A 26,127-nucleotide genomic window follows, 5' to 3' on the forward strand; every position below is an offset into this window, starting at 1 on the left:
GCGCGCGGTGTACCCGCCCTGTCAGCCCCTGCACATCGCGCCGCTGACCCATCACCGCCGGTCAGTCGCGCAACGTCTGCTCGCGCAGGATGTCGGCGTGCCCGCAGTGCTGGGCGAGCTCGCGCAGCACGTGCAGGTAGACCCAGCGCAACGGAAGCGGGCCGCGCCGGTTGCCGGGCAGCAGGTCGTCCAGGCCGACGCTCGCCACAGCGCGGCGGGAGGCCTCGCAGGCCTCCCGGTGCGCCCGTCGAACGGAGTCGATGGTGTCGTCGGGCCGCAGGTCGAAGGAGCGGTCGGGGGAGGCCGGGATGCCGATCTCGCCTCGCGAACGGCCGGTCACGGCCTCGTCGAACCACACCTTCTCCACGAACGTCGCGTGCTTGACCAGGCCGAGCAGGGTGGTCTTCGAGGGCACGAGCCGCAGCCGGGCCTGCTCCTCGGTGAGCCCGTCCAGGCTGGCGTCCAGCGCCGCCCGGTGCTCGTCGAGGAAGGCCTCGAACTGGGCCTTCGGCGCGAGCGCGACGGCGGGGTCGGACGAGTGGGCGGAGGAGTGCGGCACGGGGAGAGGTTCCCAGGCCGGCGCCGCCTCAGCCGCCAGCAGCCACCAGCCGCGACCGGGCCGCGTCCAGGTCCGCGCCGCTAAGCCCCGCGCGCTCGAGCGCCATCGCCGCGGCCGCGGTGCGCTCGGCCGGCCGGGGGCTGGCTGCCGGGAAGTACGAGGCCACCCGGTCGACGATGCCGTCGTGGTCCTCCTGATCGACCGCCGCCGCGAGGTCGTCGACGAAGCGGAGGGCGCCGTCGACGTACTCCGGCGTGCCCGAGACGTGCACCAGCCAGTCGTGGTCCAGGTGCGCCTGCGCGCCCGCCTCGGTGGCGCCGTCGGCACCGCGCAGGTCGAGGACCTCGCCCATGTCCTCGGGCGGCTGCCGGCTCTCCTCGTGGGCCGTGGCGAGAAACGTGTAGTGCGGCTCCAGCTCCAGGGTGTGCGAGGCGCGCTGACCGCCGCCCGCCGCGAGGGCCACGCGGTTCTGCACCGCCACGTACGCGTCCGGGATCGAGGCGAGGCCGATCCCGTCAGCACCGGGCTCCTCGGTCGTCAGGGCGGTGTCGAGGTCCGATGTCGAGGCCTCCAGCTCGGCGAGCGGGTCGCGAGCCGACGCGTCGTCCGCGGAGGACTGGGTGGGGACGAGCTCGGTCGCCGACGGCACGAGCAGCTCGACGAGGGACGCGGCGAAGCTCTCCGGGTTCGCGACGACGGTGACGGCGCTGCGCGCGGTGCCGAGCAGGGCGAACTGCAGCCCGGTACCCATGAGCATGCGCCGTGCGCCCTCCTGGGACAGGGTGACGCCGCCGCGCTCGGCCAGCGCTCCGATGACGGTCACCGGCAGGTACGCCCGGCCACCGCCGAGGCCGAGCCCCACCGAGCCGGTGGACAGGAGCCCGGACTCGGCCAGCCGCGCCGTGCTGAGCCCGCAGCTGCGGAACGAGAAGCCCAACCCCGGCCCCCACGTCCGGGCCAGCATCTGGGCCTCGGCGAAGATGCGGGCGCTCGCCTCCGTGCCGCCCAGCGCGTGGAAGGCGTTGATGCTGCGCGGGGCGAAGGACTCCATCGAACGGACGGCCATGGTGCGCAGCGCGCCGCCGGTGAGCCGGTAGAGCTGGCCCTCGACCTGCACGAAGACCAGCGCGTGACCACGCCGCCCGACCGAGGCGACCACCGCCTGGCCGGCCTCGAGCGCGGCGCGGGCCTGTGCCTGCACCTCGGCCTTCGTCGCCACTGTGACGCCCTCACGCCCGAGCGCGGCGAGCTCGGCCGGTGCGGCCCGTGACACCGCGGTCCGCCACAGCCCGAGGCTGCTGATCTTCATGGCCGCCGAGCCGAGCGCGCCGAGGGTGAGCACGTCGAGCGGCATCATCGCGACGTTGAGGTAGCGCTCGACCGGGCTCTGAGCCTGCCAGATGCGGGTCGCGGTGCCCCCGAGCGGCACCCAGAGCCACGAGGCCTCCGCCCATGCCGCCAGCGACGGGTCGCGGCGCCGCTCCTCGGCCCGACGCTGGTTCTCCTCGTAGGACGGCCCGGCGAGCTCGGCGCCGATCGCGATACCCGCCCCGACGACCAGCGCCGCGATGGCCGCGATCGCCAGCGGGGCCAGCATGCTCACGTCTTCGTCGCCCGCGGCCCGCAGCCGGTGCCGGCCGCCGGCCAGCGCCGCGTCGGTGGCGGCGTCCGCGTCCCGCTCGACGGCCGACCCCGGCGGCGCGGCGCGCATCGAGCCGTTGGCCGGCGGTGCGGCGCGCAGCCCCTGCTGGACGACGTGGGCGAGCTCGTGGCCGAGCACGCGGCGGCTGGGGTCGGCGGCGAAGACCATGTGGTTGTCGACCGTCAGCGCCTGGACGCCGAAGGCGGACGTCACGCCGCGGGCGGCCGCGCCGCCGATGTGCATCCGCGCGCCGGACAGGTCGTAGCCGTAGCTCTGCTCGAAGGGCGCCCGCAGGCCGGCCGGCACGTCCACGCCCGGGCCGAGCCGCCCCCACTGCTCATGGACGGTGGCGGCCGCCGCCCGCAGCGGGCTAGCGGCACCAGTGCGCGGCGCAGGGACGGGGCCGACGCCGCCGTACCCAGTCACTGCCAGGATGCCGTCGAGCAGGTGGCGCCACTCCCGTTCGGCCGACCCGGCCGGGTTGCCGGCGGCCGCCGGCTCGGCCGGCGCGACGGGCGGGACGGGACGGGGGGACCGGGTGCCCTCGGGCAGCCGGCCCCGGGCCTGGACCAGGCGCGTGGTGGCCGCGTTGCCCGCCGACCGCTGGAGCGCGAGGAGCGCCGCCCGGCCCGGGTGCGCGGCGGCGTGCGGGCGCGCCCGTTGCTCCGGCCGGGAACTGCCCGGGACGGCGTACGTACGCTCCATGCGGCACCCTCCGTCCGCACAGACGTCGAGGACCCCCCCACCGTAGGCAGCACAGCCGTCACGGTCCATGGGCGTCCGTCGCAACCTCGGCGCGGGCGGCTGTCGGGTCAGCCCACCAGGTCAGTGCATCAGCACGACCGGCTCGGAGGCCGGGCCCTCGTCGACCGGCGCCGGCTTGCGCTTGGGCAGCAGGACGGTCGCCACGACGAACGCGACGACGACCAGCGCGAGGGCCCACCAGAACGTCGACCCGAAGGCCTCGGCCAGCAGCGGCGCTGCCTGGGCGCGCTGCTCGTCGGTGACCGCGGCGCTCTCGCCGATCCCGCCGCCACCGCCGGTGCGGTCGGCGATCGCCCGGGCGAGCAGCACCGACAGCACGGCGGTGCCGACGGAGGCCGCGACCTGCTGGACGATGTTGAGCGCGGTGCTGGCGTTGGCGACGTCCACGCGGCGCAGCGTCTGCATCGCGCCGGTGAACGTCGGCATCATCGAGAACCCCATGCCCAGGCCCATGAGGAACAGCAGGGCGGCCAGCAGCCAGTACGACGTGTCGCCCTCGATCTGGGTGAGGCCGAGGAACGAGGCAGCGACCGCCGCGAGGCCGAACGGCACGATCCGCCCGACACCGGTGCGGTCCGCGAGCGTCCCGGCCAGCGGCATCGCGACCATCGCGCCGAGGCCCTGCGGGGCCAGCAGCAGGCCGGTGTCCATGGCCGACTCCCCGCGCACGACCTGCAGGTAGAGCGGGAGCAGCAGCATGCCGCCGAAGACCGAGACCACCAGCAGCGCCAGCGTGGACGTCGCGGCGGTGAACACCTTGTTCGCGAAGAGCCGCAGGTCGACCAGCGGGGCCTCGCGGTGCAGCGCGTGCACCACGAACGCGGCGAGGGCCGCGCCGCCGAGCAGCACCGGCACCAGCACCTGCGCGTGCAGGAACGTGCCCTCCTCACCGGACTTGGCGAAGCCGTAGATCACCGCGGCGAGGCCCGGCGACAGCAGGACCACTCCGAGCCAGTCGATGGAGTACGCCGCCTGCTTCTCGTCGCGGTCGAGCACCTTCGCGGCGAGGAAGATCGCGAGCGCGCCCACCGGGACGTTGATGAAGAAGATCCAGCGCCAGGAGAAGTCGTCGACGAGCCAGCCGCCGAGGATCGGCCCGCAGATGGGGCCGAGCAGCATCGGGACGCCCATGACCGCCATGACGCGGCCCACCCGGGCCGGGCCGGCGGCGCGGGTCAGGATGGTCATGCCCACAGGGCTCAGCAGGCCGCCCCCGAAGCCCTGAAGCACGCGCAGCGCGATGAGCGACTCCACGTTCCACGCGGCGCCGGCCAGCGCCGACCCGAGCACGAACAGGAAGATCGACGCCAGGAAGGTGCGCTTGGCGCCGAAGTGGTCGATCGTCCACGCGCTCAGCGGGATCACGGTCGCGAGCGCGAGGGTGTAGCCGGTGACCACCCACTGGATGGTCGTGAGCGGCGCCTCGAGGTCCGTCGCGAGCGCCTGCAGCGCGACGTTGACGATGGTGGCGTCGAGGATCACGAGCACCGAGCCCAGGACCACCACCGAGGCGATCAGCAGCAGCCGGCGGTCGAGCCCCCCGTCCCCGGGCGGGCCCGGGTCGTGCTGCGCGACGGCGCCCGCTCCGGTGGGCTGGTCGACGTTGGTCATGCGGGTTGTCCTCCGGAAGTTGCACACGGGATTGCACACGAGCTCGGGAGCGCCCGGGATGCGGGCACGCGCCTCTTCTCGACGGGCGTCGATGATGTCCCACCTGGCGGAGCCGGCTGTCGGATGCTCCCACGCAGGTGCCACGGGGCTCACCTGGATTTGTCCGTGGACACGTCAGTCGTACGGGCCTCCCTTCGGCGGCGCAACGGTACGGGGCCTCGGTTACGGACGGTTGTCCGGCGACGTACTCATCGGTGCGCCTGCCGCCTCTTCCGAGGCCGCGGGGCGACTGCCACGAGACGGAGGAGAAAGCCCCGCCGCGGATACCGGCTCGGGTGCCCGGCGTTGCGTGACCTGCGCCATGAGTAGGAGCGCGGCGCACCTCGCCGGACGTCCCGGGGACGTACGCCCGCACCGCCGCGACGGGCGGTGGGGGCCTTCCGTTCGTCGTGGACCACCACCTCGTCGTCTCGCTCGGCTGAGCCCTCGACGTGCGGGGGACCGCTCGTCGGGCGACATTGGCGTGTGCTCCTCCGCTCCGGCGACCTGCGCCGGCTCCCCGATCAGGCGCGGCGCAGGTTCCGGGCCCGGGTGTCCGGCGACCCGACGGGCGCCCCGGCGTGGGTGCGCAGCATCGCCACCGTCGGGGAGGGGCCCGGCTGGTTCGAGCCGGACGGGGTCGTGTGGCGCGTCCACGGCGACCTCTCCACCCTCGTCGGCGGCGTGGCCGCGCTGCTCGGGCAGGCCGCCCACCCGCTCGCGCTCGCCGGCGTGCAAGGGCACTCGGCGTACGAGCAGGACCCCTGGCAGCGGTTGGCCGGCACCGCGCGCTGGCTCGTCGTCAGCACGTTCGGGTCGGCGCAGCTGGCCGAGCGCGAGGCGCTGCGCGTGCGCACGATGCACGGGCGGGTGCGCGGCTCCGACGGCCGCGGACGGGCGTACGCCGCCTCGGACCCCGAGCTGCTGCGCTGGGTGCACCTCGCCTTCACCGACGCGTTCCTCGCCGCCCAGCAGGCGGTCGGCCACGACCTGGCCGGGCGGTTCGGGCCGCGCTGGCCCGACGCGTACGTCGCCGACTGGGCGCGCAGCGCGCGGGCGCTCGGCGCGCGTGACCTCCCGGCCACGGAGGCCGAGCTCGCCGAGGCCCTCGCGGCGTACCGGCCCGTGCTCGAGCCGGTGCCGGCCGACCTGCGCGCGTTCCTGCACGCCCCGCCCGGGCTGGCCGAGGTCGAGCAGCGGTTCTACGCCGGGCTCGCGGCCGGCGCCGGGCTGCTGGTGTCGCCCGTCGTGGCACCGTTCGCGGGCGTGCCCGGGCGCGCGGCGCGCGGCGTGCGCGAGCAGGTGCGGCTGCGGCGTACGCGGTGGCAGCTGCGCGCGCTCCAGCTGGCGCTCGGCCCGTACAGCCCGTCCGAGGAGGCTGCGAGGTACCGGCTGGGGCATGCCCCGGCCCCGGCCTGGGCGGCTGACGCCCCGGCGCAGCCCGCAGCGTGACGTCGCGGCCGGTGCTCGCTAGCGTTCCCCCATGGATGGGGGGTCGGAGACGATGGCATGGCAGGAGCGGCTCGAGGCGGCCACGACCGAGCTCGCGGAGCAGGAGCGCGCCGCGGCCGAGGCCGGGGACTGGACGCCGCGCGAGCTCGCCGCCCTCGCCGCGGAGCGGGACAAGCTGGCCGACGAGTGGGACCAGCTCGCCGCCGCCCACGCCGACGCCGCGGACCTGCGTGACCGCGCCGCCGACGAGCGGGAGACCCGGGCGTCCGGCCGCGACCGCGTGACGCGTGCCCGCACCCACGACGCCGACGCCGGCTTCGGCGACCGGTTCCTCTCCGCGCGCGACCGGGACGAGGCCGCGGGGGACCGGGGCGAGTCGCGCGTCGACCGGGGCTGGGCCCGGCGTGATCGGGAGCGGGCGGCCAGCGCGCGAGCGGCGTCGGCTGCCGACCGGCAGCAGGCGCTGGACCGGGCGGACGCGGACGCGAACGAGATAGCGGGGCTCCGCGAGGCGCTGACGACCCGTCACGTCATCGGGCTCGCACAGGGGATCCTGATGGAGCGCTACGACGTCGACGCCGAGCGCGCGTTCGCCATGCTCGTCACGCTCTCCTCGCACGCGAACGTCAAGCTGCGCCTCGTCGCCGAGCAGATCGCGGGCGACCGGCACCGGAGGTACGAGCCGGCCGAGGACGCGCGCAGCGCGACGTAGCGGGCGGCCGCGCCCGGCTCACCCCTCGGCGGCCGCGCTCATCCCCGCCCCACGCCGGGCATCGATCGCGGCCAGCCGCGCGCGGACCCCCGCGGGGGTGAGGAAGAGCGCCTGCGCGACCTCGTTCTCCGACCGGCCCTGCTCGACGTGGCGCAGGATCTCGCGCTCAAGCCGGGTCGTCGTGCTCGACGCCGTGCGCGGCGGCGCGGGCGCGCCCGCACGGGCCAGCGCCTCCTCCGCCCGTCGGCGCAGGCGGAGCGCGGAGCAGCCGTCGGCGACGCGGACCGCGGCGAGCAGGTGCTCCCGCGCCGGTCGCGGGTCGCCGGCCAGCAGCGCTTCCCCCAGCGCCAGCAGCGCCTTGCCGTGCTCGAGCCGGGCGGGCGAGCCGGCCAGCAGGGTCGCGGCCTCGGCCAGGGCCCCGGAGTCGCCCGCGAGCTCCCCGGCCACCCGCAGGGATGAGCCCACCACGCTCGCGGACCCCCAGCGGCGGGCGAGCGCCAGCTCGTCCGCGGCCAGCGCCAGCGCCTCGTCCGCACGCCCCAGCCCTACGAGCGCGCGGGCCCGCAGGGAGCGCCACGGCCGCCACCCCGGGTTGTCCATGAACGACGAGCCAGCCGCGGCCTCCTCGGCGGCCTCGAGCGCCTCGGCGTGACGGCCCGCGGCGAGCAGCAGCTCCGCGCGGGCCGTAGCGAGCACCTTCGTCCCGTCCCCCGAGACCGGCAGGTCCCGCCGTAGGGTCGCCCACGCCCCGTCGGTGTCACCCTGCTCGAACCTGGTCATGGCCAGCCAGCCGAGCGAGTACGACATGCCGATCCCGGAGGTAGGCGCCCACGCCAGGGTCTGCTCCACGGACGTCCGCAGGTGCGCCTCGGCCTCCGGCAAGTCGCCCTGGCGCAAGAGGGAGTAGCCGCGCCAGAGCGACACCGTGAGCGCCGTGAAAAGCGAGCCGCGCTCGTATGCCTGGCGCAGCGTGGACTCCCAGAGGCTGCTCTCCTCGTCCCGGTCGGCCAGCGCCAGGGTGACGATCGCCCCGACCCAGACCAGGCCGTTGTCGACCTGCTGCAGCTTGCCGTCCGCGAGGGCGTGCTCCGCGCTCGCGGCGCACTCCGCGGCGGGGAAGCACCGGCAGGTGCGCTCCCAGGTCGTGATCGCCTCCAGCATCCGGGCGCCCGGGCCGTCGCCCAGGATCGGCGGCGGGTCGTAGAGCGCCCACTCCACGGGGTCGAGGGAGTGGACTGCCCCGCCGGCCCGCTCGAGCGCGACGAGGGCCTGCCGCTCGTCGACCATGTCCGCCGGCAGCTCCGCGGCGGCCCGGCGGGCGAAGGCGCTCGCCTCCCCGAGGCCGCCGACGAAGAAGAGCGACCACGCCAGCTCGCGGGCCGCAACCGCCCGGTCGGCGGGATCGGTGAAGAGGTCGTACGCCTCCCGCAGGTGCGCGGCGGCGGCCAGCCCGTCCCATGACGTCTCCAGCTTGCCCAGCTCGAGCAGCACCCGGGCGCGCCGGCCGGCCGGTGGCGGCTCCTGCAGCGCCCGGCGCAGGTACGTCGACGCCGCGTCCGGCGCGCCTCTGCTCCCGGCGCCCGCCCCGGCGCGCAGCAGCACCTCCAGCGCCCACGGGTCCGCCCGCCCGGGCACGTGCAGCAGGTGGGCCGCGACCTGCTCGTCGGTGGCGCCGACCGCCTCGAGCGCCCGGGCGGCGCGCTCGTGGTGCAGCTCGCGCTCGCCGGGCGGGAGGTCGCCGTAGACCGCGTCGCGGACCAGCGGGTGGACGAAGCCCAGCGGTGGCTCGGCCCGCAGGATCTCCGTCCGGGCGAGGCCGGCGGCCACGGCCGCGGTCTCCGCCTCGGGTAGTCCCGCGAGCGCGGCGACGGCGGGCAGCGAGGCACCGTCGCCGAGCACAGCGAGCGCCCGGGCCACGGCGAGCGCGGGCCCGGGCTGCCGGGACAGCCGCAGCAGCACCATGCTCGACACCGCGCGCGAGCCGATCGCGCGGACCACGTCCGCGTGCGCCGCGTCGGGGCGTACGGCGTCGGCCTCGAGCGCGCCGAGCAGCTGGCGCAGCAGCAGCGGGTTGCCCGACGTCGTGCTGTGGCAGACCGCGCAGAACGCGTCGTCGGCGTCCGGGGACAGGCGCCGGCGGACGAGGTCTCGGGTGCCGTCGGGGGTGAGCGCGCGGGGGCGGACGGCTATGGCCGCCGCGTCGCCGGTGATCTCGCCGAGCAGGGCCTGCTCGGCGTGGCGCTCGCCCGTCCGCAGCGTGGCGACGACCAGGAGCGGCAGCCCCTCCAGGCGCCGGGCGAGGTAGGCGAGGAAGCGCAGCGAGCCGGCGTCGCACCACTGCAGGTCGTCGACCGCGAGCACCAGCGGGCCGTCGGCGGTGAGGTTGACGGCCAGCCAGTAGAGGCCGTGCAGCGCGGCGAACGACGCGTCGGCGGTGACCGGGCCGGCTTCCGCCAGCCCGTCGAAGACCGTCCCGGCGGTGGCTGCGGCCCCGGCCAGCGCCCGCTCGCGGGACGCCGGGTCGGCGAGCCGGGCCTCGAACAGCTGGCGGGCGACGCCGAAGGCGAACTCGCGCTCGAGCTCGCTGCCCCGGGCGAGCAGCGTCGCGGCGCCGAGCTCTCCGGCCCGGCGGCGCGTCTCGGCCATCAGCCGCGTCTTGCCGATCCCGGCCGGGCCTTCGATGACGACCAGCCGGCCGGCCCCCTCGCGCACGTCCTGCAGCGCGCCCTCGAGCACGGCGAGCTCGCGCGCCCGCTCCAGCAGCTGCTCCGCGGGCGCGCGCGGGGCCGTCCGCTGCTGCTCGGGGACGCTCGCGTGCCCGGCCGTCACCTGCTGCCGCGCGGCCGGCCGGGCTTGCGGGGCGGCGGGCGCGGCCAGCCCCGGGGACTGCGCCAGCACCTCGGCCTCGAGCCCGCGCAGCACCGGGCCGGGGTCGACGCCCAGCTCCTCGGCCAGCACGGCGCGCGCTCTGCGCAGCGCCGCGAGCGCGTCCGCCTGCCGGCTCGCGCGGTAGAGCGCAAGGACGAGCAGCCGCCACCGCTCCTCGCGCAGCGGCTCCTCCGCGACGAGCGCCTCGAGCTCGGGGACGAGCAGGGCCGCCTCGCCGGCCTGCAGGCGGGCGGTGAGCAGCTGCTCGCGGGCGACGGACCGCAGCTCGGCCAGCCGGGCCGCCTCGCCGTCCGCCCAGGGCTCCCCGGCGTACTCGGCGAGGGCGGGGCCGCGCCACAGCGCCAGCGCGGAGGAGAGCGTCGCGACCGCCGCAGCGGGGTCCGACGCGGCCAGCGACGTCCCCTCCCGGACCAGCCGCTCCAGGAGCCAGGCGTCCACGGCGTCGGGCGGGAGCCGGAGGGCGTAGCCCGGCGGCGAGCTGACGAGCACCGCGTCGGGGTCGCGAGGGGAGCGGCCGGGCTGGAGCTGGCGGCGCAGGTGCGAGACGTACGCCTGCAGCCCCCCGCTCGCGCTCGGCGGCGGCTCCTCGCCCCACACCAGGTCGATCAGCCGGTCCGCGGGCACCACGCCGCCGCGGGCGAGCGCCAGCAGGGCGAGCACCGCGCGCTGCCGGCGGCCCCCGAGGTCCAGCTCGGCGCCGTCGCGGGTCGCACCCACCCCGCCGAGCAGCCGCAGCCGCAGCGGGGCGCTCGGCTCGCCGTCCTGCACGTCTCCTCCGCCTCCCGTGCCCGGGCCGGGCCGCAGCATAGACCCGCCCATCCGGTCAGCGGGGCGGTTCGCGCGACCTGCGCCCCGCGTCGCCACGACGTCCTGCCGATGACGAGCCGTCGACGGCGCGCACACGACGAGTGGCGAAGCCTGCTTCACGTAGCGGACTTCAGGTAACAAAGCGATCTTGGATGCATGAAGTAGTGGTGACACAGGTAAGGGGCGTCCGAAGCCCGCAACGGGGGCACGGGCATTTCGGGGGCGGCGGCACCATGCGCAATGACGCGCCCGGCCCGATCGGACCGAGCTGGAGGTGCACGTGAACCACACGTCCATTGCGTCGAGGCCCGCTGCGGAGGCGCGGCCGCCACGGCTGGGGCGCCGCCTCGCCGGCGCGGGCACGGCCCTGACGCTCGTCGTCGGCGCCGGCGGCGTCTACGCCTACTCCGCGCTCGCGGCCGGCGGGCCGCAGCCCGAGGCCGTCCTGCCGGCCGGGGCGATCGCGTACGCGAAGGTCGACCTCGACCCCTCGGCGGCGCAGAAGATCGCCGCGGTGCGGCTGGCGCGCAAGGCCGACGTGCTGCGCAGCGCCGCTCCCGGCGGCCTCGACGGCGTGAAGGAGTCGACGATCTCGGCGGTCGCGGAGGAGAGCGGGCTCGGGCTGACCGTCGCCGACATCAAGGCCTGGGCCGGGGACCGGGCGGCGTACGCCGTCTATCCCGTGCCCGCGGGCGTGCAGGACGAGGACGGCGTCGACGTCGTGGTCGCCATCGCCACGACGGACGCGGCGGCCACGAGCCGGACGCTGGACACGGTGCGGGCTAAGGAGGGGACGGCGTACGCGCTGAAGGGAGGCTTCGCACTGCTCGGCGAGGACCAGGCGAGCCTGGACCGCGTGCTCGCCCGGCCCGGCGCGCTCGGCAAGGAGCGCCGGGTGAGCGCCGACCTCGACGCCCTGAACAGCGGCGACCGCGTCGCGCAGATGTGGGTCGACCTGGACGCGGTGATGGCGACGGAGGGGACGGCGACGGCCGTGACCTCGCTCGTCGCGCGTGCGGGCATCGACGGCCGCGCGGGCGAGGCGGCGCGGGCCGCGCTCGCGCCCGCACTGGCCGGCGGGACACCGATGTCGGGGGAGACGGCAACCGGCCTGGTCCGCCGGGCGGCCGCGGGCGGTGCGCTCCCGGCCCGCTACGGGCGCCTGGTCGGGGCGGTGCACCTCGACGCGAGCTACGTCGAGGTGAAGACGCGCATCCTCGGCACGCCGGTGAGCGGGGTCGGCAAGGCCGGCAGCGATCTCATCCGCGCACTCCCGAGCGGCATCTACGGCGCCTTCGGCATCACCGGCTACGGCGCGGCGCTCGCCGACGCCTGGGCCACGCTGCCGACGGCGCAGAAGCGGGAGCTGCGCACGGTCGGCATCCGGTCCGCGGCCGACTTCCGCGCGCTCGCGGGCAGTGACCTGGTGGTCGCGGTCGGCCCGGGCTCCCGGGCCGGTGACGTGGCCGGGCAGCTCCGGGTGCGCTCGTCCACGCCGGAGCGCACGCGGGCGCTCTGGCAGCGGCTCGTGACCGAGGCCGACGCCGGTGGTGACGTCGAGGTGACCCGGTCGGGCGGCGTCGTGACGGTCGCGCTGGGCGAGATGCGGGCGAACCGGTCGCTGCTGGCGTACTCGCCGGCGTACCAGCGTGCGGTGCCGGACGCGTCGCGCAGCGGCTACACGCTCTTCGTCGACCTGGCCCGCGCCTTCGACGCGGCCGGCGCCGACACCGGGATGTGGCGTGGGCTGCAGGCCACCGGGGTCACGATGCAGGACGACGGGACGATGCGCGCCCGCCTGACGGTGCGTTAGCCGACGAGCAGGAGCGCGGCCGGCGGTTCACGGTCCCCGCAACACCCCTGCTCCGGGGAGTTGCGGGGACCGTGGTGCTCAGGGGTGAGTGCGCCGTGCCTCGTCAGCGCCGGCGCAGCCGCTCCTCGACGGCACGCGACCGCTGCTGGGCGGCCTCGCGCTGCTTGCGCAGCCGGAGCTCGACGTCCGAGGCGTTCGCCTGCCGCTCGATCTCCTTGTCGACCACGTCGAGCGCCTTGTGCAGCGGGAAGAGCCCGTCCTTGCGCAGCACGACGCGGTTCTGCTGCCCGTCGCGGCGCTGGACGATCTCGACCGAGTACGTCCCCGGCCCGTCGCGGTCGGTGTACCAGACCGTCGCCTCGTAGCGTTTGCCGTGCGAGCCGAACTTGTTGACCACGCTGCCGGTCCACAGGCCCTGCTCGTAGGCCGAGTCGACCCGCTTGGCCTCTGCGAGCAGCTTCTCGCGCGGGCCGTGGGCCTGCAGCTTCAGCCGCTTGCGGCCGAGGTTCCACTTCATCGGCTGACCCCTTCTGCCAGGACGGCTGCGCGTGCGGACACGCCGGGTCCCCACGGGCGGCCCGGCTGCCTACTGCATCGGCAGGTCCGGCCGGCCGCTTAGCCCCCGGGCGGGTGCTCCTCGTCCCGGCAGGCGCATGCGGGCCCGCGCGACCGCGCGCAGCAGCGCCGGGGCGGCCAGCACGGCCGCGAGGTCGAACCAGCCGTACCCGCCGGCCGCCCCGCTCGGCGGGTTGCCGATCGGGACCAATCCGGTCGGGTCGTACGGCTGCCAGGTCCAGACGTGCAGGGCGGTGCCGAGGACCTCGAGATAGGTCACGACGACGAAGGCGCCGACGTAGAGCAGTGCCGAGCGGCCCCAGCGCAGGAAGCCCAGCAGGCAGCAGAGCCAGAACGCCCCGAGCACGTCGAGCCGGCCGGGGCCTAGCAGCCCCCAGACCGCGTACGCCGTGCCGGCGACGGCGGTCGCGGCCACCAGGGCGCGCGGACGGGCCCGGGCCTGCGGGCTGCGGCCGATCGCGAGCGCGGCGAGGTAGACCAGCCCGTGCCCGGGCGGGACGAACCACGGGACGCCGGGCAGCCGGTAGAGGTAGACCTCGAGGAGCGGGGAGAAGGTGTACTCGACCGCCGTCGCGAAGACGACCACCACCGCCGTCTGGGCGCGCACGATCGGTGCCTCGCGGGCGAGCAGCCCCAGCAGCAGCAGCCAGGTCGCCACACCGAGCAGCCGCTGCTGGCCGAGGCTCGCCCCGCGGTCGAGCAGCAGGACGGCCGTGATCCACACCAGCACGACGCCGGCGACGCCGAGGTCGTGGCCCTGCCGGCGGGCCGGGCCGACCGGAGTGTGCAGCGCGCGGTCGGCCAGTGCGGTCATGGCGCCCGATCCTGACAGAGGAGGGGTCAGGGCGCCGACGCGCGCAGGTACGCGATGGTCCGCGGCACCAGCTCGTGGGCCCGGTGGCTGTCGCGCGAGAGCTCGACGGTGACGAGCCGGTCGTAGCCGACCTCGTCGAGGGCTGCGAGCACGGCCGGCACGTCCATGTCGCCCTCGCCCCAGGCCAGGTGATCGTGGACGCCACGCCGCATGTCCTCGACCGCGACGGTGCCGAGCTCGCCGGCGTAGCGGCGGACCGCGTCGTCCGGGGAGAGATCGCCCTTGACGAGGCAGTGGCCGGAGTCCAGCGCGAGCCGGAGCCGGGGCAGGCCCGGGTCCAGGGCGTCGCGCAGCCGCTCCCACTCGCCCGGGTGCTCGACCAGCATGCCGGGCTCGGGCTCGAAGGACAGCGGGACGTCGCGAGCGGCGGCGTGCCGGGCGACCCGCCCGACGCCCTCGACGAGCCAGTCCCAGGCGGCCCCGCGGTCCACGCCCGGCTTCGGGACGCCCGCCCAGAAGGACACGGTCTCGGCGCCCAGGACCGCCGCGACGTCGACCGCGCGCTCCAGGAACTCCGCGCGGCGGGCCCGGCCGGCAGAAGCCGCAGTGACGAATGTGGGTTCGTGCTTGTCGCGCGGGTCGAGCAGGAACCGCGCCCCCGTCTCGATCATCACCGCCAGGCCGAGCTCGTCGAGCCGGCGGCGCAGGGCCCGGGCCGCGTCCTCGGCGTCCGGCGCCAGCGGGTCGAGGTGGTGGTGGTCGAGGGTGAGCGCGACGCCGTCGTAGCCGGTGTCGGCGAGCAGCGTCAGGGCGTCGTCGAGCCGGTGGTGGGCCAGGCCGTTGGTGTTGTACGCGAAGCGCAGGGGCACCGCCGAAGGATGCCCTACCGGGCGGGCGAGAGCGTGGAGGCCGGCGAGAGCGCGGGCGCTTCCGCGGCCTCCCTGCGCGCAGGCGCGGGCGAGCGGCGCGGCGCCGATTGCATCCACGCTTCGAGCCGCGCGGTCGAGACCAGCGCGAGCAGCGCGAGCACGGGCAGGAGCAGGGCGAGCAGAGCCATGAGGGGCACCTCGGGCGGCGGGGGACGGAGGGCCGGGCGCCGCGTGCCGCCGCGGGCCGTACCCGGCCGTTCCTGGCGGCGTCCGGTCGTGGACGAGAGACCCGATTCCCGGGCCGGCCGGAGGAGAAACGGCGCGACCGGGTGGCACCTCGGCGTCCGGCCCGTCAGCCCGGCAGGGCGCCCCAGGTCGTCAGCGCGTCCAGCAGCCCGGGCACGAGCTCGAGCCCGCGCAGCTCGCCGGGCGTCACCCAGCGTGCCTCCAGGGCGTCGCTGCCCGCCGTGAGCGAGCCTCCGGCCGGGATGCAGGCGTAGTCGCGTACGCGGAGGACGACGCCTGGGACCGCGGCCTCGATGTCCACCTGGCCGAGCAGCCGCCCGACGTGCACCCGCAGCCCGGTCTCCTCGGCGGCCTCGCGCACCACGGCCTGGGCGTCGGTCTCGCCCGGCTCCACCTTGCCGCCGGGGACCGACCACAGCCCGGCGGACGGCGCGTGGGCGCGGCGGACGACGAGCAGCCGCCCGTCGTCGACCACCACGGCTCCGACGCAGTCGACGACGGCGGAGCCCTCCCGGGGCACGCCTTCCGGCACTTCTCCGGACGTCGGCATCGTTGCAGCGTACGAGGCCTGCTCGAGCCTGGGACCGGACGCTGAGTTGACGGGACAGTTCGACCCGGAGGACCGTGATCTGCCATGAAAGAGCCTTCGTGCCCGCGCTGTGGCGGCACGGTGCAGCCTCCCGGCCTGTGGTCGAGCGGCTGGGGATGCGCCCTGCACGGCACGGTCCTGCCGCAGCAGCCGGTCGTCCAGCCCACCGTCGAGGTCGTCGCCGACGTCGTACGCCGGTCGCAGGTCCCGGTCTGGCTCCCGTGGCCGCTCCCGCACGCCTGGCTGGTCACCGGCGTGAGCTGGGCGGGCGACGAGCGCACGGGCGCGCGGGCCGTAGCTGTCGCGGCCTCCGGCCCCGCTCCGCTGGGCGGCATGGGCGAGCTGCTGCTCGTCGCCGAGGAGCCGGGGATCGGCCTCGGCGCGCGCTATGCGGGGATGCCTGGCCCGGACCCCGGCGCTGTGCCCGACGGCCGCCCGGCCGCCAAGGTGGACGCCGCGGGCCACCCCACGGCCCTGTGGTGCGCGGCCGGCGACGACTCCTGCGCGTCCTACGTGGGCGAGGCGCTCGGCAGCTGGCTCTACGTGCTGCTCTGGCCCGAGAGCGCGGGGGCACTCCTGCTCGAGGGGCTGCAGCTGGCCGACGCGCGCGATCTCGGCCACGAGATCGAGCTGCTGCCGGTGGGGGCGCTGTCCCCCCGGCTCGCGGCGCGCCCCGGCCAGCGCGCCGCGGCGGGCTCGGGGCCGGGGGCGGGCACGACCCCCTAGTGCCGCAGGCCGCGTGCGGGCCCGGCCCTAGGCTTGCCCGTCGATGCGGATCGACCTGCACGCCCACACGCGCGCCTCCGACGGGACCGACAGCCCAGCCGCGCTCGTCCGCGCCGCGGCGGCCGCCGGGCTCGACGTCGTGGCGATCACCGACCACGACACCACGCTCGGGTGGGCGGAGGCCGCGGCCGCCCTGCCGCCGGGGCTCGCGCTCGTACGCGGCGCGGAGATCTCCTGTCGCTACCGCGACGTGAGCCTGCACCTGCTCGGCTACCTGTTCGACCCGTCGGCTCCGGAGCTCGGCGATGCCCTCGCCCACGTCCGCGACAGCCGGGTGCCGCGCACGCGGGCCATCGTCGAGCGGCTGCGAACGGCCGGGGTGGACGTGAGCTGGGACGACGTCCTCGCCCGCGTCGAGGACGGGGCGACCGTCGGTCGCCCGCACATCGCCGACGCGCTGGTCGCCAACGGCGTGGTCCGGGACCGGGGCGAGGCGTTCCGCGAGTGGCTGCACAGCCGGAGCGAGTTCTACGTGCGGCACGCCGCCCTCGACCCGCTCGCGGCCATCCGAGCCGTCCGCGCCGCCGGCGGGGTGCCCGTCCTCGCCCACCCGTTCGCCCGTCACCGTGGCAAGGTGCTCGACGACTCGGCGATCGTCGCCATGGCGTCCGCCGGGCTGGCCGGCCTCGAGGTGCACCACCGCGACCACTCCGCGGCCGACATCACCCGCCTGCTCGGCCTGGCCGCCGAGCTGGGGCTGGCCGTCACGGGGTCGAGCGACTATCACGGCCGCGGCAAGGCGAACCTGCTCGGCGAGCACGTCACCGCTCCCGAGGCCCTGGAGTCACTGCAGGCGCAGGCCACCGGTCCGATCGAGGTGCTGCATGGGTAGCGAATGGCGGTTCTTCGGCGAAGTCTTCGTGACGCTCTTCGTCATCGTCGACCCGCCGGGGACGATCCCGCTGTTCCTCAGCCTGACCAGCGGGCGGTCGGCGGCCGTACGCCGCAAGACCGCGTGGCAGGCCGCCTCGGTCGCGCTGCTCGTGATCACGGCCTTCGCGCTCTTCGGCCAGCAGCTGCTGGACTACCTCGGGATCACGCTGCCCGCACTGCAGTGCGCGGGCGGCCTGCTCCTGCTGCTCGTCGCGCTCCAACTGCTGACCGGGCAGGAGAGCGAGACGGTGGCGTCGCGGGACGTCAACGTCGCGCTCGTCCCGCTCGGCACCCCGCTGCTCGCCGGGCCCGGCGCGATCGTCGCGACCATGGTCTTCGTCCGGCGCGTCGACGGCCCCGCGGACGCCGTGGCGCTCGCCGCGGGCGTCGTGGCGGTCCACTTCGTGCTCTGGCTCACCATGCGCTACTCGCTGGTCATCATCCGGGTCATCCGCGAGAGCGGGGTCGTGCTCGTGAGCCGGATCGCCGGCCTGCTGCTGTCGGCCATCGCGGTGCAGCTCGTGGCCGACGCGGTGCGCGGCCTGATCAACGAGGGTGCCTGACGGCCTTTGGTGGACATTCGTCCACTGACCCACGAAAACGGCTATTTGTGGCGGCGACGCAGGCGGCTGGAAGGCTTCGAGACGCCGATAGATTTATGTAAGGACTACTGAGGTGGAGTACCTGTCGGGCCTGGGCTAGCGTCCAGTTGTCGGCAAAGGGCGGGGAAATCGCAGGCACGACACCTGCCGCCCATGTGCCGTTCAACGTCCGTTAGCCCTACCTACCGACAGGATGGCGACCCACATGGCAAAGACATTGTCGCGGGCGGCTGCGCTCGCATCGGCCTCCGCGGTGACGGCCGCCCTCGGGGTGGGGCTGGCCGCGCCCGCCCACGCCATCCCCGAGGCCAGCGGGACGTCTCTCTCGGCGAAGGCGGGCGTCACGTTCGCGGGCGCCCTGGCGACGATCTCGTCCTTCGCCGGCCCGCGGGAGGGCGTGTCGGCCCTGGTGCACTGGGGCGACGGCTCGGGCATGTCGACGGGTTCCATCGCCGGGCCGGCCGGATCGCCGGCGGTCTTCGGCACCCACCGCTACGCCGCCCCTGGCACCTACACGGTCTGGGTCATCGTCTTCGACGCCTCGGGGGCCAGGTCGGTCACATCCACGGTGACCGTGCGCTGACGCCGCCGGCGGCATCTTCGGGGCGCTCTCCCCGGAATCGCCGCATATCCTGCGGTTGACCGGCCGCAGGCATTCCTGAGCGCACGCACCCGCATGCTGATCGGCATTTCTCGGTGTCGGCGGGTGCCGCGTCGGAATTCCTGTTCCTGTGCGCGAGCACGGCGTTCTGGCCGAAGGCCCCGCTGACGACCCCTCCTCGGCGGGGCCTTCCCGCGCCCACCACCGGGCGTGGGAAGGCCGCCTAAGCGAGGTCGACCTCCGGGCACGCACGCGCGACCGCGTTGGCCAGGGCGATGACGACCGGGGTGTCGGTCCAGGCGACCGTCTCGGTCGGGGCCGAGGACTCGACCATCCGGCCGGACACCTCGAGCGCGCCCTGCGACCAGTCCAGTGGTGGCGTGACCGCGGCGCAGTCGCCGACCCGCAGCTCGACGAGGACCTGCGCGCCCGCCTCCGAGCTGACCGTGACCGGCAGCGGGGCCAGGGCCTCGAGTTCGACGCCGCCGATCGAGGTCGTGATCGACTCGATCTGGGCCGCGCTCTCGCCGCGCGCCTCGTCGAGCCGGCGGAAGTCCAGGGTCAGCCGCGTCGTGCGCGCGCCGCGGCGCTCGACGTCGCTCACCCGCACCCCGGCGTACGCGTTCTGGAAGCTGCGGGTGCCGCAGCGCGCGTAGGTCCACAGCCCGAGCAGGTCGTTCGACTGCATCGTCACCTCGCGCTCGGTGCCGGCCTCGGTGCGCACCCGGACCGTCACCTCGTCGCTGAGCCCGGTCCCGCTGCAGCCGGGCGGCTCGACCGACAGGCCGAAGCCGCCGCGCTTGCCCGGGTCCAGGCGCGGCAGCGGGATGTAGGGCTTGCCGACGGCCCGCAGCCCGCCCTCGAGCCGCAGCCCCACGACGCTGACCGGCCGCGGCCCGGCGTTGTGCACCTCCACTCGGACCCGCAGGCTGCCGTTGCGCCCCTCACCGAAGGGGTGCGCACCGACGAGGACGAGGCTGACGGCTGAGGCGGCGGCCCGCTCGTCCGCGGCGACGTCCCGCGAGCTCTGCACCCAGGCCCCGGACGCCACGCCCACTGCCGCGGCGAGCAGCAGGGGCGCGAGCGTGCGGGCCGTACGCGGCCGGCGCCACCAGGGCCGGGCCGCCGTCGAGTCGTCCCCGTCGCCGGGGTCGCCCGCGTCGCCCCTGTCGCCGCGGTCGGTCCCGTTCGCTCCGCGCGGGCCGCTCGCAGAAGCGCTCGCGGTGGTGAGCTGGACCTCATCGAGCTGCTCCTCGACCGTGGGTGTCGGCGCGCTCCAGCGCTCCCCGTCGGCACCGGACGCGAGCAGCTCCCGCACACCGCCAGCCTAGGCGCGCGCACGCTCCCGCGGCACCGCCCGCCGGGCGCCGTGTCCGAATCGCAAGGCGGGAGCGCAGGTCAGGGCGCGCTGCCCCAGTGCGCCAGCAGCGCCTCGGCTGTCGCCGCGGGCGCCTCGTAGTTCGGCGAGTGGCCGACGCCGGGGATCTGGACGTACGCCGCGCCCAGCCGGTCGGCCATCTCGGCCTGCACCTTCGGCGGCCATGCGTCGTCGAGGTCGCCGTTGAGCACGAGCACGGGGACGCCGGCCGCGTCCAGCCGCGCCCGCAGCTCGTCCACCCGGTCCTCGGCCTCGAGCAGGGTGACGGCGATCCGGACGAGGCTCTCGGGGCTGGTGCCCATCCAGCGGCGGCGCAGGAACTCCTGCGTCTCCGGCAGCTCGGGGGCGAGCCCGGCGGCCAGCTCGCGCGCGCACTTGACCTCCCAGGCCACGTCCATCGGCGTGGTGGGCAGCGTGGACCGGACGAGCCGCAGGTCGGCCGTGCGCGGCCCCTCCGGAACGGCGCCCGGCCCGGTGGCCAGCAGCGTCAGGGTGCGCAGCGCGGCCGGGTCGGCCAGTGCCGCGCCCTGCACGACCAGCCCGCCGAAGGAGTGGCCGAGCAGGTGCACGCCGCGGGCGTCGAGCGAGCGGGCGGCGGCCAGCACGTCGGCGGCGAGGGCCGGGACGTCGTAGCCCGCGTCGGAGCCCGCCCGCGGGGACTCGTGCTGCCCGCGCTGGTCAACGGCCACCGCGCGGTAGCCGGCGTCGGCCAGCAGCGGCAGCAGCGCGAGGAAGTCCTCCTTGGAGCCGGTGTAGCCCGGCACGAGGAGCGCGGTGCCGCGCGGCGTACCGGCCGGCCGAGCCTCCAGCCCCGCGAGCGCGTCCGCACCGACGGGGACGGCGACCGGCTGCACGCCGGTGGGCAGGGCAACGGGCCGCGTCGTTCTCACCTCGGGAGGGTACGCGGCGGCAGCGCGTGCAGGGCCACGTCCCCGAGGCGCCCGGCCTCCACCGTGGTGGTCATGGAGGTGCACGCGGGCTGACGTCGGCGGTCGGTCGGTGAGCCCGGGTTGAGCAGCCGCAGCCCGCGCGGGGACGTGGTGTCCCACGGGATGTGGCTGTGGCCGAAGACGAGCACGTCGACGTCCGGGTAGGCCTGCTCCATCCGCGCCTCCCGGCCCTGGGCCTGGCCGGTCTCGTGGACGACGGCGAAGCGGACGCCCTCGAGCTCCACGCGGGCTACCTCGGGCAGCCGCGCCCGGAGCGCGGGGCCGTCGTTGTTGCCCACGACGGCGACAAGGCGGCGCGACCGCTCCTCGAGCGCGTCGAGGAGCGGCACGTCGACCCAGTCACCGGCGTGGAGCACGACGTCGGCGGCCGCGACCTGCTCCCAGACCTGCGGCGGCAGGTCGCGTGCCCGTTTGGGCACGTGGGTGTCCGCGAGCAGGAGCAGCCGCAGCACGCGGGCTACTCCGCGGGCTGGAGCGGGGTCTCGGAAGCCGCCTCGCCGGCGGCCGCCGCCTCGGTGGACGAGCCGCGCCCGCGGCCGCCGCGCCGGCGCCGGCGGCGGGCCGGGGCGGCGCCCTCGGCGTCGTCGCCGACCGCGAAGACGGGCGCCGCGGCGCTGGTGCCGCGCCCGGTCTCCGGGACGTCCGCAGCGGCGCCGACCGCAGCCTCGCCCGTGCCTTCGGCTGCGTCGCCCGCCGCGACCGGGGCCCCGCCGCGCGTACGCCGCCGCTCCCGAGTGCGGGCCGGACGCCGTTCGCGCGGCTCCTCGTCCGTCTCCGGACGCGCTTCGTCGCCGGAGCGGTCGCGCCCGCCGGAGCGTCCGCCGCCCGCCTTGCCCGCGCTCTTGCGCCGGCCCCCGGTCTCGCCGAGGTCCTCGACCTGCTCGGCCGCGAGCCCGGCGCGGGTGCGCTCGGCCCGCGGGAGCACGCCCTTGGTGCCCTCGGGGATGTCGAGCAGCTCGTAGAGGTGCTCGGAGGCGGAGTAGGTCTCGACCGGCTCGTAGAACGAGAGGCGGAGCGCCTTGTTGATGACCTGCCAGCGCGTCACGTCGGCCCAGTCGACGAGCGTGACCGCGATGCCGGTGTTGCCCGCTCGGCCGGTGCGCCCGACGCGGTGCAGGTAGGTCTTCTCGTCGTCCGGGCACTCGTAGTTGACGACGTGGGTGACGCCCTCGACGTCGATGCCGCGCGCGGCGACGTCGGTGGCGACGAGGACGTCGACCTTGCCGCTGCGGAAGGCGCGCAGCGCCTGCTCGCGGGCGCCCTGGCCGAGGTCGCCGTGGACGGCGGCGGCGGCGAAGCCGCGCTCGGCGAGGTCGTCGGCGACCTTGGCCGCCGCGCGCTTCGTGCGGCAGAAGATCATCGCCAGCCCGCGGCCGCGGGCCTGCAGCACGCGGGAGAGCAGCTCCGGCTTGTCCAGCGAGTGGGCACGGAAGACGTGCTGCTCGATGTTCGCGACCGTCGCGTCCTCGTCGTTCGGGTCGATCGCGTTGATGTGCGTGGGCTGGGGCATGTACTGCCGGGCCAGGCTCATGATCGCGCCCGGCATGGTCGCCGAGAACAGCATGGTCTGCCGGCCGGCGGGGGTCTGGGCGAGGATCCGCTCGACGTCGGGCAGGAAGCCCAGGTCGAGCATCTCGTCGGCCTCGTCGAGCACGAGCACGCGCACGTGCTTGAGGTCGAGGTGGCGCTGCTGGGCGAGGTCGAGCAGCCGGCCGGGCGTGCCGACGACGACGTCGACGCCCTTCTTGAGCGCCTCGAGCTGCGGCTCGTACGCCCGCCCGCCGTAGACGGTCAGGACGCGGACGCCGCGGCGCGAGCCGGCGAGGTCGAGGTCCTTGGCGACCTGGACGGCGAGCTCGCGGGTCGGCACCACGACGAGGGCCTGCGGCTTGCCCGGCGCGGCCGGCTCGCCCTCGTCCTCGGGCGCGACGACGCGCTGCAGGAGGGGGACGCCGAAGCCGAGCGTCTTGCCGGTGCCGGTCTTGGCCTGCCCGATGATGTCGGCGCCGGAGAGCGCGACGGGGAGCGTCATCTCCTGGATGGGGAAGGCCTCGACGATGCCGACGGCCTCGAGCGCGTCGGCGGTCTGGGGGAGTGCCCCCAGCTCTCTGAAGCTGGTCAGGATGTGCCTCTCAGGGCTCTGGCGGGGCGCACTCGCGCCGGCGGGAGGCGAGTCCTCGAGCCGGGGTGCGCGCACTGCGGTCGGTGTGGGGGCCGATCGGGGCACCGACCGGGCTATCCCGCTACGTCGGTTCCATGGTACCCGCGCCGGCCGTGCTTGTGCGCACGTGAACGATGGGGCGGGGTGTCGAGCCGAGGGGACGAGAGCCCGTGCCTGAGATGGCGGACTCTGCGGCGCGCCGGATGCGCGGCGCCGCGCGCGCTGGGGCCGTTGCGGGCCGGCTCGTGACGGGTCGTCGCCCGAGCCGGCCGCAACGACGGCTCAGAGGGCGCCGAAGCCCACCCGGCGCTGCTCGGGCTCGCCGATCTCGACGTACGCGAGCTTCTCCACCGGCACCACCAGGCGGCGGCCGCGCTCGTCGACGAGGGTGAGGACGCCGCCCGTGGCCAGCGCGTCGGAGACCGCGGCCGCGACCTCCTCGCCGCTCTGCTTGCTCTCGATGACGAGCTCTCGCGGCGCCTGCTGCACCCCGACCTTGACCTCCACGGCGACTCCTTCTGTGTGGCTGGACGGCAGCCGCAGGCTACCCCGCAGGACGGGGCCGCCCCGGCCGCGTTCACTGCCCGCGAATCACGGCCGGCCCGGGGGCCCCCGGTCCGTTCGGCGCTCAGGCGGCCGGGACGTACTCGGAGCTGTCGCGCGCCACCAGCTCGGCGTACTTCCCACCGAGTGCGAGCAGCTCCTCATGCGTGCCGCGCTCGGCGACGCGCCCCTTGTCGAGCACGACGATCTGATCGGCGTCGCGGACGGTCGAGAGCCGGTGGGCGATCGTGATGGTCGTGCGCTGGGCGGCCACCTCGGCGAGCGCCTCGGACATCGCGCGCTCGGTGCGGGTGTCGAGGGCGCTGGTGGCCTCGTCGAGCAGGAGCACCGGCGGGTTGCGCAGCACGGTGCGGGCGAGGGCGATGCGCTGCTTCTCGCCGCCCGAGAACCGGTAGCCGCGCTCGCCGACGACGGTGTCGTAGCCCTGCGGCAGAGCCGCGATCAGGTCGTGCACCTGTGCGGTCCGGGCGGCGGCCACGAGCTCGTCGTCGGTGGCGTCGGGCTTGGCGAAGCGCAGGTTCTCCGCGATGGTCGCGTGCAGCAGGTAGGTCTCCTGCGTCACGACGCCGACGGTGTCGGCCAGCGAGGCCGCCGTCAGGTCCCGCACGTCGACCCCGTCGATGCTGACGCTGCCCGAGCCGACGTCGTACAGCCTCGTCAGCAGGTAGCCCAGCGTCGTCTTGCCCGAGCCGGTAGCCCCGACGATCGCCAGGCTGGACCCGGCGGGCACGTCGATGCTCACGTTCTGCAGAACGTCGGAGCCGGTATCGGAGTACCGGAAGCTGACATCGCTGAAGCGCACGTCGCCTCGAGGGGCGGTCAGCGACCGCGCGCCCTCCCGGTCGGTGATGTCGACCGGGGTGTCGAGGTATTCGAAGACCCGGCTGAACAGGGCGAGCGACGAGTGCATCCGGACCATGAGCCGCAGGAGCATCGCGAGCGGGCGGAACAGCTGCCCCTGCAGCGAGACGAGGGCGACGAGGGTCCCGATGGACAGGTCCGTCCCGCCCTCGCGCAGCCAGCCGCCGAAGAGGTACGTGACGGCCGGCAGCGCGGCCATGGACAGGGTTATGAGCGACCACTGCCACTGCCCGGCGAGCTCGGACCGCGCCTCCAGCTCGGCGATCTCCTTCGAGGACCTGCTGAAGCGCGCGACCAGGTCGTCCGAGCGGCCCGTGGTGCGCGAGAGCAGGATCCCCGAGACCGACAGCGACTCCTGCACGGTCGACGTCATGTCGGCCAGCCGGCGCTGACGCTCCGCGGTGACCGCGCGGCGCATCTTGCCGATGCGACGGTTCATCCAGAGCGAGAACGGCAGGATCGCGAAGGACACGAGGGCGAGCCGCCAGTCCAGGGCGAGCATCGCGACGGTCGTCACGACGACGGTGGCGAAGCTGGAGACGAAGTCGGTGCCGGTGCTGGTGACGACCGACTCCATGCCGCCGATGTCGTTGGCGATGCGCGACTGGACCTCGCCGGTGCGGGTCCGGGAGAAGAACGCGAGCGACATGCGCTGCAGGTGCTCGTAGACGTCGACGCGCAGCTTGTGCATCACCGCCTGGCCCACCCGGGTGGAGACCAGCGTCTGGACGACGTCCAGGGCGTTGGTGACGACGACGGTCGCGACCAGGGCCCCGGTCAGGACGGCCAGCAGGCCCATGTCCTGCTCCGGCAGCGCGACGTCGACGATCTCGCGGAGCAGGAACGGTGTCGCGAGGCCGACGACCGAGCTGACGAGGATGAGCAGGAGCACGCCGGCCAGCGGGCGGCGGTGCGGGGCGAAGAGGGCGAGGATGCGGCGGCCTTCGCGCGGCGTCCCCTTCCTGGGAGTGGGTGCGGGCACGGGCAGCTCCGGGAGCCGAAGGATCGAGCAATAGTGAGGCTACCTCATAATGAGGTAGCCTCGACCTTTGTTCCCGGCAGAGCTGTCCGGAGCTGACCGGCAGAGGAGGAGCGCATGGCGGGCGTCGACCCGGTGGCCTACGAGATCGCCGAGACGATGCGCGCGCTGCAGTGGCGGCTGCGCCGGTCGGCCGGGGCGGAGGTCGAGGACCTCGGGATCACGCCCGCGCAGGCCCGGGCGCTGCGTACGGCCGCCCGCTTCCCTGAGCCTCCGTCCATGGGCGCGCTGGCCGAGCGGCTGCACATCGGCCCCCGGTCGGCGACCGACCTGGTCGACCCGCTGGAGCAGGCCGGGCTGCTCCGCCGCGAGCAGGACCCGGCGAACCGGCGCAGCTACCGCCTGCACCTCACCGCCGAGGGCGAGCGGGTGCACGCGGAGCTGCGCCGGCGGGCACAAGAGTCCGCAGTCCGGGCCTTCGGCGTGCTGGCGGACGAGGACCGGTCGACGCTGCTGGCGCTGCTGCGCCGGGTCGTGGACGCGCTTCCGGACGCCGAGTGCCCGGCGCCGGCCGACCGGGGTCAGCGGTAGTCGTCCTCGTCGAAGGCGACCACCCGGCCCTGCTCGGCGAGGTCGGCCTCGGCCGCCTCGGTCAGGCTCGGGACCGGCTCGGCCGGCCCGGTGTCCCGGTCGTCGAGCTCGGTGGCCTGCTCCAGCGCGTCGGCCTCGTTCGCCTCGGGGTCGGCGGCTGCGCCCCTTGACGTGCCGCCGGCAGGGGTGTCGCCCTCGGCTCCAAAGGCGTCGCCGGGCAGGTCGGTGTCGGTCATCTGGCACTCCTCGGACTCGGTCGTCCGGTCGTCGCGGCGTCGCCTGCGGGCGGCACGCCGCCTTCGGTGTCCCGCGTACCCACTCGGGCTGGGACCATGGGCGCAGTGCCCACCTCCGGCCCCCGGGAATCCCCGGCGCCGCGGGTGGCGTTGCGCAGAAGA

24 protein-coding genes are annotated in these 26,127 nt (G+C 75.7%); 8 read left to right on the forward strand and 16 right to left on the reverse strand.

Translation table 11 applies throughout. The annotated features are described in order from the left end of the window. Positions 1–61 precede the first annotated feature (61 nt). The 3 genes from G9H71_RS05470 to G9H71_RS05480 all read right to left on the reverse strand — a co-directional run bounded on the left by G9H71_RS05470 (position 62) and on the right by G9H71_RS05480 (position 4,577). Positions 62–559, reverse strand: coding sequence for a DinB family protein (locus tag G9H71_RS05470; protein WP_166279334.1), 498 nt, complete (start codon positions 557–559; stop codon positions 62–64). Positions 560–587: 28 nt separating this feature from the next. Continuing rightward, positions 588–2,906: an eCIS core domain-containing protein gene (locus G9H71_RS23075; RefSeq protein ID WP_196791736.1), complete on the reverse strand. Its 2,319-nt coding sequence runs from the start codon at positions 2,904–2,906 to the stop codon at positions 588–590. Positions 2,907–3,026: 120 nt separating this feature from the next. Continuing rightward, on the reverse strand, positions 3,027–4,577 hold the full coding sequence (locus tag G9H71_RS05480) for a DHA2 family efflux MFS transporter permease subunit (RefSeq protein ID WP_166279337.1): 1,551 nt from the start codon (positions 4,575–4,577) through the stop codon (positions 3,027–3,029). Positions 4,578–5,102: 525 nt separating this feature from the next. On the opposite strand from G9H71_RS05480, the gene G9H71_RS05485 reads away from it, so the two are divergent. Together G9H71_RS05485 and G9H71_RS05490 are read left to right on the forward strand one after the other, a co-directional pair. Continuing rightward, positions 5,103–6,068: an oxygenase MpaB family protein gene (locus G9H71_RS05485; RefSeq protein WP_331272765.1), complete on the forward strand. Its 966-nt coding sequence runs from the start codon at positions 5,103–5,105 to the stop codon at positions 6,066–6,068. Between the two features lie 31 nt (positions 6,069–6,099). After that, positions 6,100–6,780 (forward strand): ANTAR domain-containing protein, encoded by a 681-nt coding sequence (locus G9H71_RS05490; protein ID WP_196791737.1) that lies wholly within the window; start codon positions 6,100–6,102, stop codon positions 6,778–6,780. An 18-nt stretch (positions 6,781–6,798) separates the two neighbouring features. Here G9H71_RS05490 and G9H71_RS05495 read toward each other — a convergent pair whose 3' ends face one another. Further along, on the reverse strand, positions 6,799–10,437 hold the full coding sequence (locus tag G9H71_RS05495; protein ID WP_166279340.1) for a BTAD domain-containing putative transcriptional regulator: 3,639 nt from the start codon (positions 10,435–10,437) through the stop codon (positions 6,799–6,801). 319 nt (positions 10,438–10,756) lie between these two features. Between G9H71_RS05495 and G9H71_RS05500 the strand changes: the two genes are divergently transcribed. Further along, entirely contained in the window at positions 10,757–12,289 is a 1,533-nt protein-coding gene (locus G9H71_RS05500; RefSeq protein WP_166279343.1) for a hypothetical protein, read from the forward strand. Positions 12,290–12,392: 103 nt separating this feature from the next. Here the strand turns inward: G9H71_RS05500 and G9H71_RS05505 are convergent, their stop codons facing one another. From G9H71_RS05505 to G9H71_RS05525, 5 genes are all read right to left on the reverse strand, one after another. Then, on the reverse strand, positions 12,393–12,806 hold the full coding sequence (locus G9H71_RS05505) for a hypothetical protein (RefSeq protein ID WP_166279346.1): 414 nt from the start codon (positions 12,804–12,806) through the stop codon (positions 12,393–12,395). A 69-nt stretch (positions 12,807–12,875) separates the two neighbouring features. Further along, positions 12,876–13,679: a hypothetical protein gene (locus G9H71_RS05510; RefSeq protein ID WP_166279349.1), complete on the reverse strand. Its 804-nt coding sequence runs from the start codon at positions 13,677–13,679 to the stop codon at positions 12,876–12,878. 26 nt (positions 13,680–13,705) lie between these two features. Then, positions 13,706–14,548, reverse strand: a complete 843-nt coding sequence (locus tag G9H71_RS05515; RefSeq protein ID WP_166279352.1) for a sugar phosphate isomerase/epimerase family protein — start codon at positions 14,546–14,548, stop codon at positions 13,706–13,708. Between the two features lie 14 nt (positions 14,549–14,562). Continuing rightward, the gene (locus tag G9H71_RS05520) at positions 14,563–14,736 is read right to left on the reverse strand and encodes a hypothetical protein (RefSeq protein ID WP_166279355.1); all 174 of its coding nucleotides are present in this window, start codon (positions 14,734–14,736) and stop codon (positions 14,563–14,565) included. 164 nt (positions 14,737–14,900) lie between these two features. Next, positions 14,901–15,344 (reverse strand): NUDIX hydrolase, encoded by a 444-nt coding sequence (locus tag G9H71_RS05525; RefSeq protein ID WP_166279358.1) that lies wholly within the window; start codon positions 15,342–15,344, stop codon positions 14,901–14,903. Positions 15,345–15,428: 84 nt separating this feature from the next. Here G9H71_RS05525 and G9H71_RS05530 point away from each other — a divergent pair, with 84 nt between their 5' ends. The 4 genes from G9H71_RS05530 to G9H71_RS05545 all read left to right on the forward strand — a co-directional run bounded on the left by G9H71_RS05530 (position 15,429) and on the right by G9H71_RS05545 (position 18,227). Then, positions 15,429–16,109 (forward strand): DUF6758 family protein, encoded by a 681-nt coding sequence (locus G9H71_RS05530; protein ID WP_166279361.1) that lies wholly within the window; start codon positions 15,429–15,431, stop codon positions 16,107–16,109. A 43-nt stretch (positions 16,110–16,152) separates the two neighbouring features. Beyond that, entirely contained in the window at positions 16,153–17,001 is an 849-nt protein-coding gene (locus tag G9H71_RS05535) for a PHP domain-containing protein (protein ID WP_166279364.1), read from the forward strand. Beyond that, a complete protein-coding gene (locus G9H71_RS05540; protein WP_166279367.1) occupies positions 16,994–17,605 on the forward strand; it encodes a MarC family protein in 612 nt (203 codons plus the stop codon). The genes G9H71_RS05535 and G9H71_RS05540 overlap by 8 nt, the downstream gene beginning before the upstream one ends. 244 nt (positions 17,606–17,849) lie before the next feature. Next, positions 17,850–18,227, forward strand: coding sequence for a PKD domain-containing protein (locus G9H71_RS05545; RefSeq protein ID WP_166279370.1), 378 nt, complete (start codon positions 17,850–17,852; stop codon positions 18,225–18,227). Positions 18,228–18,468: 241 nt separating this feature from the next. On the opposite strand, the gene G9H71_RS05550 is transcribed toward G9H71_RS05545, so the two are convergent. From G9H71_RS05550 to G9H71_RS05575, 6 genes are all read right to left on the reverse strand, one after another. Beyond that, the gene (locus G9H71_RS05550) at positions 18,469–19,563 is read right to left on the reverse strand and encodes a hypothetical protein (RefSeq protein WP_166279373.1); all 1,095 of its coding nucleotides are present in this window, start codon (positions 19,561–19,563) and stop codon (positions 18,469–18,471) included. Positions 19,564–19,643: 80 nt separating this feature from the next. Then, complete coding sequence (locus G9H71_RS05555; protein ID WP_166279376.1) at positions 19,644–20,513, reverse strand: alpha/beta fold hydrolase; 870 nt, start codon at positions 20,511–20,513, stop codon at positions 19,644–19,646. Continuing rightward, positions 20,510–21,022 (reverse strand): metallophosphoesterase family protein, encoded by a 513-nt coding sequence (locus G9H71_RS05560; protein WP_166280488.1) that lies wholly within the window; start codon positions 21,020–21,022, stop codon positions 20,510–20,512. The genes G9H71_RS05555 and G9H71_RS05560 overlap by 4 nt, the downstream gene beginning before the upstream one ends. Before the next feature lie 8 nt (positions 21,023–21,030). After that, positions 21,031–22,770 (reverse strand): DEAD/DEAH box helicase, encoded by a 1,740-nt coding sequence (locus tag G9H71_RS05565; RefSeq protein ID WP_331272767.1) that lies wholly within the window; start codon positions 22,768–22,770, stop codon positions 21,031–21,033. A gap of 246 nt (positions 22,771–23,016) precedes the next feature. Further along, positions 23,017–23,241 (reverse strand): DUF3107 domain-containing protein, encoded by a 225-nt coding sequence (locus tag G9H71_RS05570; RefSeq protein ID WP_166279379.1) that lies wholly within the window; start codon positions 23,239–23,241, stop codon positions 23,017–23,019. 121 nt (positions 23,242–23,362) lie between these two features. Continuing rightward, positions 23,363–25,141 (reverse strand): ABC transporter ATP-binding protein, encoded by a 1,779-nt coding sequence (locus G9H71_RS05575; RefSeq protein WP_331272768.1) that lies wholly within the window; start codon positions 25,139–25,141, stop codon positions 23,363–23,365. 114 nt (positions 25,142–25,255) lie between these two features. Between G9H71_RS05575 and G9H71_RS05580 the strand changes: the two genes are divergently transcribed. Next, a complete protein-coding gene (locus G9H71_RS05580; RefSeq protein ID WP_166279382.1) occupies positions 25,256–25,729 on the forward strand; it encodes a MarR family winged helix-turn-helix transcriptional regulator in 474 nt (157 codons plus the stop codon). Here the strand turns inward: G9H71_RS05580 and G9H71_RS05585 are convergent. Next, complete coding sequence (locus tag G9H71_RS05585; RefSeq protein ID WP_231134269.1) at positions 25,720–25,965, reverse strand: hypothetical protein; 246 nt, start codon at positions 25,963–25,965, stop codon at positions 25,720–25,722. The genes G9H71_RS05580 and G9H71_RS05585 overlap by 10 nt on opposite strands. Between the last annotated feature and the right edge of the window lie 162 nt (positions 25,966–26,127).

It is taken from the genome of Motilibacter deserti, from assembly GCF_011250635.1.
GTDB classification, from domain to species: domain Bacteria; phylum Actinomycetota; class Actinomycetes; order Motilibacterales; family Motilibacteraceae; genus Motilibacter_A; species Motilibacter_A deserti.